The sequence below is a fragment of the Bacillus jepli genome (genome assembly GCF_047238305.1).
In the GTDB taxonomy this organism is placed as follows: domain Bacteria; phylum Bacillota; class Bacilli; order Bacillales; family Bacillaceae_L; genus Ferdinandcohnia.
In genome coordinates this window covers 154,652-167,029 of the sequence record NZ_JBDFMO010000001.1, presented here as the reverse complement: position 1 = coordinate 167,029, position 12,378 = coordinate 154,652, and the positions used below count along the sequence as shown (strand labels likewise).

Here is a 12,378-nt window from a genome sequence, read left to right as displayed (position 1 = left end):
GGTGCAGTTTTTTTATATTCAAAAAAGCGAAATTTGATAACTTTTGAAACCAAATGAACTTCCAGTCGTAGTAATAGGAAAGGTGTTGGGAAAAAATACTAGAAAAGAGGGGATCCAAGTGGAACCACATGAGATTCGTAGAATGCGGATGAATCAGCTTATGTTGGCCAATGGGACAATGTTAATAGTGATCGTCATCATTTTCACCCTCATAAACATTTTTACCATTAAAATGCCCCATTTTTTCTTTGTAATCGGGGTTGTGATTCTCTTTCAAGCTATTTTTGGATTTATAAAAGGAGATTCAACGAAATCATTCATTCCGATTCTTGAAAAAGTAGCAAACTATGAAAAACAAAAAATGGGTGGAGAGTGGTCAAAGTCTCAAAAAGTAGGCAATGGATGGAGTCTTGCGCTGAGTGCCGTCATGTTTCTCCAATTTTATATGACTATTGATTTTGAGGATTATTATTTTCAATTCGAACCGATTCTATTGCTTATTATGGCCATGATCATTTTTGTTTTACTAAACACAGTAATGTTATTGCATTTTAGAAAGGTTGATCGTTCAACATCTGAATCGGAAATGAAGGGCTACACTCTGAAATCAAACATTGGCGCTGCCGTAGGTGGTGTTGTATTCGGTTTGGCGATGTTTGTAATTATCATTTATTATGTTATTTCGTAAATTTGATAGACATGTAATAGGATATAAGAATGGAGTGAAAAGAATGGATGAAAGAACTCAGGAATTAATTGATTTGACAAAGAAGAGATTTGGCTTGTGGGATTATTCACTAGAAAGATATAGTTATAATCGAAGTGTAAATATCTTCAATGAGACTGTTTACACATTATCAATGGAATGGTTTCCTAACGTTGTTCTGGAACCAGTTGATGAAGATGAGAATCCAGACGGTACAGCCGTAATTGAAATCGATATTCACAGCCGTAAGTTTCAGAGTGCTATTTTCGTAATGGGTCAGACATTCGCAAGGAATGGGGTAACCTTTGCTAGTAAAAATGACATCATCAAATGGATTGAACAGGAAACAGGATTAAGATATAAACAGCAATTTCAGCTTCGCAAGGAAGAAAAGGGAGAGTTGCACTTTAGTGAATGCATTGGCGGTGTTGATGTTTCTCCTTCTGGAATGATTGAAGTCAAATTTAATCAAGATGGTAAACTTACGTTGTTTTCAGTTCATGGTCATTTTCCCTCTACAGAAAGGGTCAAGATAGAGCCCTATACATTAACCTTTGAAAAAATAGAGGAGAAAGCTAAGGAACAATTGAAGTTACTGGAATTTCCATTATTTGATCAACAACGATTAGTGGCGGCATATGCTGTGGAAGAGATCTATGTTCGAAATGATCAAATTTCCACCATCCCTTTTGAGCCAATCGTGGATGTGAAAGGATATCTGAAAATAGATAAAACTTTGTGTTGGGATGAGCCACTTAAGACTACGTTTGATCGAAAAGAAATAAAGTGGCATGAGGAGATTACAGAAGAACAAGTCTTTTCAAGCGATCCTTCTCCAGATTCCCTACCAATTACGGTTGTTGAGCAAGAAAAATGTGTGATCGAGGTTACGAATCTTTTAAGAAAAGAATATCCAAGTGATTCAGGTATCTGGATTTTAAAATCCCTTCATCGTGAAAAGGGCTATATTCATGCGATATTGAGAGCAACTGAGCAGGATAGCCGCGTATTTCAGCGAAAAGTGAATATAATGATTGATTCCAAGAGCCTTCAAGCTGTCAATTATATGGACAACTTGATGATGTTAAAGATGTTCGATGAATTTGAAATACCTGAGAAAGTCGTAATCAGTAAGGATGAAGCCTTTGAAAAACTAAAAGGAAAGTTCGAGCTAACTCCTTATTATGTTTATGATTTTGACCAAAAGCAGTATGTGCTTTGCGGAAAAATAGATTGCCAGTTTGGAGTAAACGCAACAACAGGCGAAGTTGTTGGATTGGAAGAATTGTAAAAAGAACACGGGGGTGGTCTGTGTCCCCAAATTATTAATCTAAGGACAAGAACCCCCTCCGAACTACTCTATCAGTGAACGATATTTTTCAATCACGTCTTTTGTTAAGATTCCTTCGTTATAAAAATGATTTGCATAAACACTTGCCATCATTTCATTTTCTTCGGTAATTGTCATCTTAGTCATAACACGATTGATTATTTCCGCAAATTCAAGTGGGTTAGCATACATCGTATTCCATGCTCGTACTTGCAGCTCCAAATTATCGCATAGTGCTGCTTCTTCGATTTCATCCATTGGTAATGGTTCATCCAAATGTGCATATGGGTCCTTATATATATCAGTATAGATAAACTGAATTGGATTGACCTCTTCTAAATCGTAAGTAAAGGACTTATTCCCGATTGTCACAATCACTTCATTTTGTGTAACCTCAAGCTTTCCGTTTTCTAATGTAATAGGTTCAGAGAGGGATTGGATGGCACATGTCACATGTGGAGTATGTAGCCAATAGTGATAATCCGGATCTAATTGTGCAAGATAATCCTCAAACGGTGTCTCTTCTAGTTTTTCTTCATGATGTAATGTAGTATATTGAGACGGACGATAATAATAGCATGCATCCAAACTCCTCATGAAAATCGTCCATTCACTATCAGGGCCCTCGAACAACACACGAAAGGCAAAACCATCCTCTGTTTTCTGCAACTCGTAATAGATAATCCAATGCCCAACCTCTAAAGGTATTTTAAATTCCTCGGCTAGCACATTTTCAAAAGTGAACTGAATAAGTGCTTTTGTTGAAAAACCTCCGTCTGTATTGATGTATAGCTGAAGTGTATCGCCTTCACGTACGATGCGATCAATGGTTGAATCGTGCAAACTTTCCTCAAAGACATCCTGGACTTCCTTTGATAAAAATGTAACAGCATTTGCTGTTTGCTCATGGGCTGAATCTAAAATGTGTTCAAATTCTTTGTCCGATTCACGCATCCATTGTAGGTAATCATTGCGAACAGATTTCGGCAATATTGGCTGATTTAAAGTACCATTCTTTACATACGGAATGAAGCGGTCTGGCAAAATCTGTAGGAGTACCTCTTTAGCTTCCTCAAGTTCTTCTTTTAGACGAGAGATAAGATCTTCGCCGTCTTCTTCTGCCTGTCTTAATGAAAATTCCCAGTCTTCGTCAGATTCGTGAATCGGTAGAGTATTGCATGATGAAAACTTCTCTTTCGCTTGTTTCGTTAGATTCCACATAGCCTCACCCCAATGTAGTTTATGAGATAAGTATACAGGATTTATCTATTTGGAGATAAGAGAGATTCGCGTTGCCTTAATTGATGCTAGATGTTGACAAAATTTCATCAGCGATAACACAGCTACTCCTTCTGTTACCTCATTTGGTAGATGTAATGTTTGTCCACGATGGAGCCTCTATCTCCCACTAAAAAATAGGTTACCTTCACGGTTGTATTTGCATAGGATAATTTATCAAATTGTGGAGGGATCATGAAAAAATGTATTATGGACCTAATAATATGTATCACAACCACCATTATCGGGACTATGTGAATGTACCGATGAATTACTGGAACTATTGGGGATATTATCAAACTCCGATGCACAGAGAACCAATTGATTTCAAAGATCATGGAAAAAGACCATATGTAGTCAATATCAATGAAGCTTCAAAACTTAACAATACGTATCGAACAGCGATTTGGACAGGGAAACACTTACAAGTAACGTTAATGAGTATTAACGTTGGTGAAGATATTGGACTGGAAGTGCATCCGCACGTTGACCAATTCTTACGTATTGAACAAGGGCATGGCATTGCTCAAATGGGGAATAGAAAAGACCATTTAACCTTTGTACGTGAAGTCAATGATGATTCGGCCATATTCATCCCTGCTGGTACGTGGCACAATGTCACGAATACAGGAAACATCCCATTAAAATTATATTCTATCTACGCACCTCCAAATCACCCATTCGGCACGGTCCATAGAACGAAAATGGAAGCTGAACAGCAAGAGCATCATTAAAAATGAAGTATTGCGACATGCTCAACAAAACGAAAGGGAAGGTTCCTTCATATTTCAGAAGTAAACCTTCCCTTTTCTGTTACCATCAACTGTGATTATGAAACGTCTCACTATACAACATAAAATCCTCAATTTTATCCATATTCGGTTCAAAGCCAATACCTGGACCGTTTGGAACCTCAATATACCCGTCCTTCATCGTAACCTCAGGGGCAATAATATCTTCTTTCCAATAATGGGCGGATGGGGCGGTATCTCCAGGTAAAGTGAAGTTTGCTAGACTCGTAATCGCGATATTATGTGCTCGCCCGATTCCAGCTTCAAGCATTCCACCACACCACATCGGAATACTGCTTTTCGAACACAGTTCATGAATTTTTAAGGATTCAGTGATTCCGCCAACCCGTCCGATTTTAAGATTCATGATTTTGCCACTTCCAATTTCAATTGCTTTTCGAACATCCTCTGCCGTATGGATCGATTCATCAAGGCAGATAGGGGTCTTCAATTCTTTTTGAAGTCTTGCATGATCAATTAAATCATCATAGCCGAATGGCTGCTCGACCATCATCAGATTGAACTCATCCAATTGTTTAAGGTAGGGGATATCATCAATGGTATACGCGCAATTTGCATCTGCCATAAGCGGAATATCAGGAAACTCCTGGCGAACTGCTTTCAAAATATTCATATCCCAACCAGGCATAATTTTGACTTTAATGCGCTTGTAGCCCTTTGAAACAAAGCCTTCAATTTTTTGAAGGAGTTCTTTTTCAGACTTTTGGATGCCAACACTTACTCCGACTTCAATTTTATCCTTTACACCGCCAATGGCTTTTGCCAAAGAGATTCCCTGCTCCTTTGCGTACAGGTCCCATATAGCGCCATCTAAGGCAGCCTTCGCATTATAGTTTCCACGTAAATCCTTGAAGGCTTTTGACACATCGTCAGGATGTTGGATCTCAGTCTTCATAAGCTTTGATATTAAAATATCCTTAAGCATATGCCAATTGGTTTTAACCGTTTCTTCATGATAAATCGGAATGGCATCAGATACGGTTTCCGCCCAACCAGAGAGGCCACTTTTTGATTTCACTTCTACTAAGATAAAGTCTTTATCTGCTAATGTTCCAACACTCGTTTTAAAAGGATGAAGCAATCGCATTCTCATATATCGCAAAATAATACGTTTAATTTCCATTCTTGAATCTCCTCGTACACATTATTTTTCTAAAAGATACATGTATTCCCCGTTATTTTCAGGGTTCTTCACTAAATCTGTGACAACCCAACCGTGCTCCAAATAATGAGTAAACACCCTTTTGGTCTTTTCTCTCCACTTTAACGCAACATCAAAGTTCGTTTTCTTTATTTCTTGAAAATTACCTGGCACTGGAACGAACAATGCCTTACTGGATTCTTCCAAATTTATTTCAAAAGGAGTTAAACATCCATCTACAAATCCGGTTTGGATTAAGACAGGAGCTTTATTTATATCGAGATCTCTGTTCTCACGTTCCTTTCCGATAACAGACCATTCTACTACGAAACGATCCGTGGAAATACCATCGTTCATGCCATCTGTCATTTCTCCATAGGCATTTTCGATATAAGCGGTACAGACTGCGCCTAATTTATGTAGGTTCAAATTACCGTTCACCGTTTCAAGAGGGTCATAGGTCCAAGAGATTAAATCATATCCTTTTTCGGCTGCCAATTTCCTTTGTTCATGTTTTAATTTTTCACCGATTCCTAGCTTCCGATAATCAGAGTGAATTCCAAGACTATGAGAGACTAGATAGGGCTTTTTTCCATCAAAGCCTGGAAAACTATATTGGAAACCAATGAGTTCATCCTTATAAAAAGCAGCTAAAATAAATCCACCGTTTTTAATGGTAGCGGCTGTATGACTGATAGGGACCGTGTCCTCAGGGCTCCAAACCATAGATTCTAATTTGTGAACCTGCTGCAATTCTGAAATGGATTTTACATTCTTAATAATCATAGTTGACGAAATATCATGTTGCATCGTTTTCCTCCTAAATTCCGACTCTAAGTTTTAAACTACTACCTATTATTATAAATGAAAACAATGAATTATCGTATTTATTAAAAGAGGGGAGACATATACGAAAAATAGCCATAAAAAAAGTGCTTGCATTCCATAGGTTTATGGAAGAAGCACTTTTACGTTATTTATCTAAGAAAAATAAACTAATTTCCGGTACAAAACTAATAATGATAATGTCTACGATTAACATAATAAGGAACGGAATGATCGCCCGGACCACTTTTTCTAATCGTAAGTTAGCGATATTAGATGCAACGAATAAGTTAATTCCAACCGGTGGTGTGATGAAACCAATTGCTAGGTTAACAACCATGATAATCCCAAAGTGAACCGGGTCAATGCCAACGGCTGTAACAACTGGTAGCAAGATTGGTGCCATAATAATAATCGCAGCGGATGTTTCCAAGAATGTACCTACGATTAATAGAATGACGTTAATAATAATCAATACGATAATCGGATTTGATGAAATTTCAAGTAGTGTATTGGTAATTTGGAGTGGAATTTGTTCCCTTGTTAAAATAAATCCAAAAATCGATGCACAGGCAATAATGAACATAATAACCGCTGATGTAACAGCTGATTGAATAAAAATCTCCGGTAAGTCTTTCCACTTTATTTCACGATAAATAAATAGACCAACAATTAAACCATAAACGACAGCTACAACGGAAGCCTCGGTCGGTGTGAAGACACCTCCGTAGATACCACCAAGAATGATAACGGGCATTAAAATAGCAAGGATTGCTCGATTAAAAGAAGTGAAAACATCGCGCATTGAGCTTTTTTCTTCTTTCCCATACCCGCGTTTTCGAGAAATAAAGTAAGCAACCAAAATTAAAGAGAGCCCAACAAAAATACCAGGTAGGATACCCGCGATAAATAAATCACTAATCGAAGCTCCTGCGATCACACCGAATAAAATCAATGGAACACTTGGTGGAATCATAACTCCAATCGTTCCACCGGCTGCTTGAATAGCGGTGGAAAAGCTTTTATCATAGCCTTTTTGCACCATGGCTGGAATCATGATGGCACCAACTGCTGCTGTTGTTGCCGCACCCGATCCTGAAATGGCAGCAAAGAACATACATGTTACAACGGAAACAATCGCTAGACCACCATGCATTCTTCCAACAATCGTCATTGCAAAATCAACTAGCCTTTTCGAAATTCCGCCAACCTCCATTAGCTTACCAGCAAGGATGAAGAAGGGGACAGCCATTAATGTAAAAGAATCTGTTGCTGTAAACATTTTTTGGACAATAACCATTAATGGTACGTTATCTTGAATCATGAGTACAATCATAGAGGCGAGTCCAAGAGCAATTGCGATTGGTATATTTATAAAGAAAAGAACAAGTAAAATTCCAAATAGTAACCAAGCCATTAGTTCTTCGCCTCCTTATTCCATTCTGAAATGACAACATAAAGCAAATTGATAATGAATAGGATGCTAGATATCGGAATGACTGTATAGATATATCCCATTGGTATCTGGAGGACAGGAGATTTCTGAACCATGCTACGTCCGATAAAGTCAAAGCTATGAACAATAACCTGCCAAAAGAAAAAGATCACAAGAATGCTAATAACCACGTTAAAAACTTTCTTTACAGTTGGTCCAAAAGCATCGTAAAGAATTTCGACCCCAGGGTGTGCCTTAACACTCATTCCGTAGCCTGCTCCAAGGAACGTGGTCCACACGAGTAAATAACGCCCTAGTTCCTCAGTCCATGCTAAAGGCTGCTCAAGGACAAATCGGAAGAGGACCTGTAAAAAAACAACTACAACTAAAACAAAAAATAGGACGATTAGTATCCACTTAAAAATTCCATTTATAAAATCTACTAGCTTTTTAATCACCTGTATTTCCCCTTATGGTAAAAAAACTTGGATTGTGCGGAGCACTCACCAAGTTTTTTTATTTAGATTAATTACCGTTTAAGATGGCTTCGATGTTTTCTTTACCAAAGTCTTTTTCGTATTTTTCATATACAGACTGAATGGCATCACGGAATGGTTGTACATCAACATCTTCGATTACTTCCATGCCCGCGTCTTTAACAACCTGTAAAGAATCTGTGTCGGCTTGTGTACTTAGTTCGCGTACTTTGTCACCGGCAATTTTTGCTTCTTCCTTAAGAATGTCTTGGTATTCAGCAGGAAGTGTATCCCAAACAGATTTACTAAACATCACAACAGCAGGTGAGTAAATATGTCCTGTTAACGTCATGTATTTTTGGTTTGAATCATAAAGCTTATACGTATCAGCAATGATTAATGGATTTTCTTGTGCGTCAACTACGCCTTGTTGAAGAGCAGTTAATGCTTCATTCCAAGCCATTGGAGTTGGTTGTGCACCGAGTGCATTGAATGCATCAAGGTGAATTTGGTTTTCTTGAGTACGGATTTTTAATCCTTTTAAGTCTTCAGGTTTTGTAATAGGATGCTTGCTGTTTGTGATATGGCGGAAACCATTTTCAGCCCAAGCAAGACCTACAAGTCCTACATCTTCCATACCAGCTAAAAGATCTTGACCAACTTGTCCATCAAGAACACTGTATGCATGCTCTCTTGATTCAAATAAGAATGGTAAATCAACAATACCGATTTGTGGATAAAAGTTTGCAATTGGTGCTGTTGATGAAATGGACATATCAGCAGTTCCAAGTGTAAGTGCTTCTGTTAACTCTCTCTCTGCACCTAATTGGTTTAGTGGGAAAATTTCGATGTTCACTTTTCCATCTGTACGTTCTTTCACGTTTTTCGCTAAATCAAGTAATGCAAGGTGATAAGGGTGCTCTTCTGTTTGAGAATGCCCCGCCTTAAATGTGTATGTTTTTCCATCGTCTTTAGCGCCCTCAGATGCTGATGAGTCGCTTTCGCTATCTTTGCTGGATTCAGTACCTCCACATGCTGCTAAAACTAAAGCAAACACTAGAAAAAGTACCATCCATGAAAGTTTTCTTCCTTTCACGATAAAGCCCCCTATTGTCAGAAAATTTTATATGATATTGAACATTATAACACCTTTTTTTTATTTTTCTACAATATTTCATGTTTTTTGATAATTTTTTTCGTGAAAGCGTTAAAGTAGGAGAGTTTTTAATTGGAGTGTTAAAATATTATTTTTAAATAATATTTTGGGGTATAAGTCTTAAAAAAAGGGAATCGTACAATGACGATTCCCTTTCCTGTTATTTACCAAGACTTTGTAAATACTCAACTAACACATTAATTTGATTATCATCTAGTGTGTCCTTAAATGGAGGCATTCCGGCGCTACCATTTATAATTTGATTGAGCAGTTGATCCCTATCTTTCAGCATGTCGCTCTTCTGTAAATTTGGTCCATTATGACCGCCTTCACCATTGTCACCGTGACATGCTAAACAGTTGTTTTTATACACATCCGCGCCTTGATGTACAGATGATTTGTCTCCTTCTTCTGCATCCTGCTTCTTATCGGTAGCAGCAGGGTCGTTTGCTGTTGGTGAAATGTTGATTTTATCTTCAGGTATATCTTCTAGGGATGCATAAGCGCCTTCTAGTGAGAAGGTGTAAATCTTGTCACCATGTGTAGTCCCTGCAAGAGAGTTACCCGCAGCAAAGATCGAGATATATTGCTTTCCATCAATTTCATAGGTGATAGGAGGTGCGTTTGCTCCTGCATCCATTTTGAAGTCCCATAATTCATCCCCATTAGTGGCATCGAATGCAATGATTCTTCCATCGTTGTGTCCTGCAAAAAGAAGATCTCCTTTTGTAGTCAATAGTCCACTATAGGCAATTTGATCCCAATGTTTTTGCCATACAATTTTATTTGTTTTTATATCCATAGCTGTTACAACACCGCGGCCAGGGGCACCATTTACCGGCTGCCATACACTTCCAAGCCATACTTCGCCTTCTTTGTAATTGTTTGCCTCATCATCTTCACGATGTGAGTATGAGAAATACGTATCGTTTGCTAATAAATAGAAGAGTTCAGTATTTGGATTATATGCCGAAGGTGGCCAGTTTGCTCCACCTTGTGGGGACGGTTTTAGGGTTACCAGTTCGTCCCAGAAAGGTGTGAAGATGTTTCCAATTTTTCCTTTCCAATCGCTAGGAAAATCCTTTTTGACATCTTCCTCTGTTACTCCCTGAGGGATAAAAGCATCCCCGACAGGGAACGGCTGAGTTGCTGCTGTTTTTTGTCTTTCATCCTGTGGAACGGGCTTTTCTTCAATTCCGACAAGTGGCTTACCATTAGTTCGGTCTAAAATATAAAGCCAGCCCGTTTTACCAGCTTGTGCAATCCCTTTTCTCTGTTTTCCATCCATTTCAACATCAAAAAGAACAACAGGGTTTGGCGCATCCATATCCCATATATCATGGTGAACTTCCTGGAAGTGCCATTTGTATTCACCTGTTTTTGCATCTAAGGCGAGCACAGAATCAGCAAACAAATTGTCTCCTTCACGTTTGGTTCCATCAAGGTCTGGAGATGGATTACCAGTAGAAAGATAGAGGAGTCCTAGCTCTGGGTCGATTGCAGGGGTTTGCCATACAGCTGCTCCACCTCTTTTCCAGGAATCATTATCCTGTGGCCAGGTGTCATGTCCAACTTCATCAGGTCCTGGGACGGTATGAGTTTTCCAAACTTGTTCTCCCTTCTCCGCATCGAAGGCAGCAACAAATCCACGAATCCCATATTCACCACCAGCAACTCCCGTATATACCATTCCGTTATAATAAAGTGGAGCACTTGTAATGTTATATCCTTTTTCCCAATCCTCTACTTTTGTTTCCCAAATAATTTCGCCTGTTTTTTGATCCAAGGCAATTAACCTAGCATCTAACAGTCCAACATAAACCTTTCCATCTCCTAATCCAACACCTCTACTTGTCCAACCACAGCAGACAGTATCTAGATTTGCTGCTAATTCAGGACGGTATTCCCAAATTAATTCACCCGTTTTTGCATCGATGGCTTGAACGTCATCAGCTCCTGTAATGGTGAACATGACTCCATCATAAACGATTGGCGTAGCTTCACCTGAGTACTTAAATTCATAACCGGAACCTAAACTTGTGACCCATTCAGCTTTTAAACTTTTTACATTTGATTTATTGATTTTATCTAATGGAGAGTACCTTCCATTAAAGATACTTCCACCGTTAGTGATCCAGTCACCTGATGGTGCAGCCGTTAAATCATCAGCCGAAAATTTAGGAGCTAATTTCCCTGGATAATCCTTGTGCTGTACTGAAAAATGCTTGCTCTTGTCTACCTTTTGATTTTCTTTCTCTTGGTTTTCAACGCCTTGTTCCGCCTTTTCTTCGTCGCCAATATTATTTGAAATAATTACACCGGCTCCGATGGCAATCACAAGAAGTATGGCGATGATAATCCAACCAAATTTTTTCATGCCTAAAAAACTCCTTTCTATAGTGATAATGGTGATAATTGCTAAAATAACTTTTTATAATTTGCCCGGCTTTAAATAAAATAATCCGTTATTGAGATAGAATTTGATGGAGAATTTAAGCTGTATTACTAATATTCCAAACGAAACAGGGAAAACTTTCTTGAATGAATTTGTAAGCAATTATCTTGTCATGTTACTTAAGCTATGTTAATTTTAAGTTATGTAACATTAGCAGGAGGATAAACCGATGGAGTTTGTCGATCCAATTAGGGATGTAAACAAAATTAATGAAATCAAAACTGTATTAAAAAAGCAGTCCCAAAGAGACCTTTTGCTTTTTGTATTCGGGATAAATACAGGAATTAAGGTAAGTGATTTGCTTTCATTACGTATCGAGGACGTATGGGATGATTCAGGAATGAAGGAATTTCTATATGTGAAGGATAGTGGGGAACTAAAAGCCTACTATTTAAACAATATGATAAAGAATGAATTGAGTGAGTATTTACGCACGATTGAGTGTAAAGGCAGTGATTTTTTATTTAAATCAAAGAAGGATAATCAGCCAATCTCTAGGCAACAGGCCTATCGGATCATAAACCATGCTGCTAGAGAAGTAGGGATACCTGGAAAGATTGGAACACATACACTTCGGAAAACATTTGGTTATCATGCCTACCTAAAAGGCATTGCGATATCCATCCTAATGGATATATATAATCATCATTCCCCATCAGAGACATTCAAATATATCGGAATCAATAAAGAAGAGAAGAACTTAGTGAAAGTGGATGTAAACCTATAATCTTATTCAGCGGTTCAAAGACAAAAAGCGTCACGGC

11 protein-coding genes are annotated in these 12,378 nt (G+C 38.2%); 4 read left to right on the top strand and 7 right to left on the bottom strand.

Translation table 11 applies throughout. The features are described from left to right. Positions 1-118 precede the first annotated feature (118 nt). A complete protein-coding gene (locus tag ABC371_RS00850; protein ID WP_412895132.1) occupies positions 119-688 on the top strand; it encodes a hypothetical protein in 570 nt (189 codons plus the stop codon). Between the two features lie 43 nt (positions 689-731). Beyond that, positions 732-1,997 carry a hypothetical protein gene (locus ABC371_RS00845; RefSeq protein ID WP_412895131.1) on the top strand — a complete coding sequence of 422 codons (1,266 nt, stop codon included), beginning with the start codon at positions 732-734 and terminating at the stop codon, positions 1,995-1,997. A 63-nt stretch (positions 1,998-2,060) separates the two neighbouring features. On the opposite strand, the gene ABC371_RS00840 is transcribed toward ABC371_RS00845, so the two are convergent. Beyond that, a complete protein-coding gene (locus ABC371_RS00840; protein ID WP_412895130.1) occupies positions 2,061-3,257 on the bottom strand; it encodes a DUF4085 family protein in 1,197 nt (398 codons plus the stop codon). Positions 3,258-3,517: 260 nt separating this feature from the next. On the opposite strand from ABC371_RS00840, the gene ABC371_RS00835 reads away from it, so the two are divergent. Next, the gene (locus ABC371_RS00835) at positions 3,518-4,048 is read left to right on the top strand and encodes a cupin domain-containing protein (RefSeq protein WP_412895129.1); all 531 of its coding nucleotides are present in this window, start codon (positions 3,518-3,520) and stop codon (positions 4,046-4,048) included. Between the two features lie 85 nt (positions 4,049-4,133). Here ABC371_RS00835 and menC read toward each other — a convergent pair whose 3' ends face one another. From menC to ABC371_RS00805, 6 genes are all read right to left on the bottom strand, one after another. Further along, positions 4,134-5,249 (bottom strand): o-succinylbenzoate synthase, encoded by a 1,116-nt coding sequence (gene menC / locus ABC371_RS00830; RefSeq protein WP_412895128.1) that lies wholly within the window; start codon positions 5,247-5,249, stop codon positions 4,134-4,136. Between the two features lie 21 nt (positions 5,250-5,270). Continuing rightward, positions 5,271-6,077 (bottom strand): GNAT family N-acetyltransferase, encoded by an 807-nt coding sequence (locus tag ABC371_RS00825; protein WP_412895127.1) that lies wholly within the window; start codon positions 6,075-6,077, stop codon positions 5,271-5,273. 163 nt (positions 6,078-6,240) lie between these two features. After that, on the bottom strand, positions 6,241-7,509 hold the full coding sequence (locus tag ABC371_RS00820) for a TRAP transporter large permease (RefSeq protein ID WP_412895126.1): 1,269 nt from the start codon (positions 7,507-7,509) through the stop codon (positions 6,241-6,243). Beyond that, a complete protein-coding gene (locus tag ABC371_RS00815; protein ID WP_412895125.1) occupies positions 7,509-7,985 on the bottom strand; it encodes a TRAP transporter small permease in 477 nt (158 codons plus the stop codon). The genes ABC371_RS00820 and ABC371_RS00815 overlap by 1 nt, the downstream gene beginning before the upstream one ends. Positions 7,986-8,052: 67 nt before the next feature. Continuing rightward, positions 8,053-9,099 carry a TRAP transporter substrate-binding protein gene (locus tag ABC371_RS00810; protein ID WP_412895124.1) on the bottom strand — a complete coding sequence of 349 codons (1,047 nt, stop codon included), beginning with the start codon at positions 9,097-9,099 and terminating at the stop codon, positions 8,053-8,055. Positions 9,100-9,319: 220 nt separating this feature from the next. After that, positions 9,320-11,536 carry an outer membrane protein assembly factor BamB family protein gene (locus ABC371_RS00805; protein ID WP_412895123.1) on the bottom strand — a complete coding sequence of 739 codons (2,217 nt, stop codon included), beginning with the start codon at positions 11,534-11,536 and terminating at the stop codon, positions 9,320-9,322. Positions 11,537-11,783: 247 nt separating this feature from the next. Here ABC371_RS00805 and ABC371_RS00800 point away from each other — a divergent pair, with 247 nt between their 5' ends. Next, the gene (locus tag ABC371_RS00800) at positions 11,784-12,341 is read left to right on the top strand and encodes a tyrosine-type recombinase/integrase (protein WP_412895122.1); all 558 of its coding nucleotides are present in this window, start codon (positions 11,784-11,786) and stop codon (positions 12,339-12,341) included. Positions 12,342-12,378 lie beyond the last annotated feature (37 nt).

Excerpts from the sequence above, each read along its gene's own strand:
- ABC371_RS00845 (WP_412895131.1), top strand. The coding sequence starts at position 732 with ATGGATGAAAGAACTCAGGAATTAATTGATTTGACAAAGAAGAGATTT.
- ABC371_RS00840 (WP_412895130.1), bottom strand. The coding sequence starts at position 3,257 with ATGTGGAATCTAACGAAACAAGCGAAAGAGAAGTTTTCATCATGCAAT.
- ABC371_RS00835 (WP_412895129.1), top strand. The coding sequence starts at position 3,518 with ATGTATTATGGACCTAATAATATGTATCACAACCACCATTATCGGGAC.
- menC (WP_412895128.1), bottom strand. The coding sequence starts at position 5,249 with ATGGAAATTAAACGTATTATTTTGCGATATATGAGAATGCGATTGCTT.
- ABC371_RS00825 (WP_412895127.1), bottom strand. The coding sequence starts at position 6,077 with ATGCAACATGATATTTCGTCAACTATGATTATTAAGAATGTAAAATCC.
- ABC371_RS00820 (WP_412895126.1), bottom strand. The coding sequence starts at position 7,509 with ATGGCTTGGTTACTATTTGGAATTTTACTTGTTCTTTTCTTTATAAAT.
- ABC371_RS00805 (WP_412895123.1), bottom strand. The coding sequence starts at position 11,536 with ATGAAAAAATTTGGTTGGATTATCATCGCCATACTTCTTGTGATTGCC.
- ABC371_RS00800 (WP_412895122.1), top strand. The coding sequence starts at position 11,784 with ATGGAGTTTGTCGATCCAATTAGGGATGTAAACAAAATTAATGAAATC.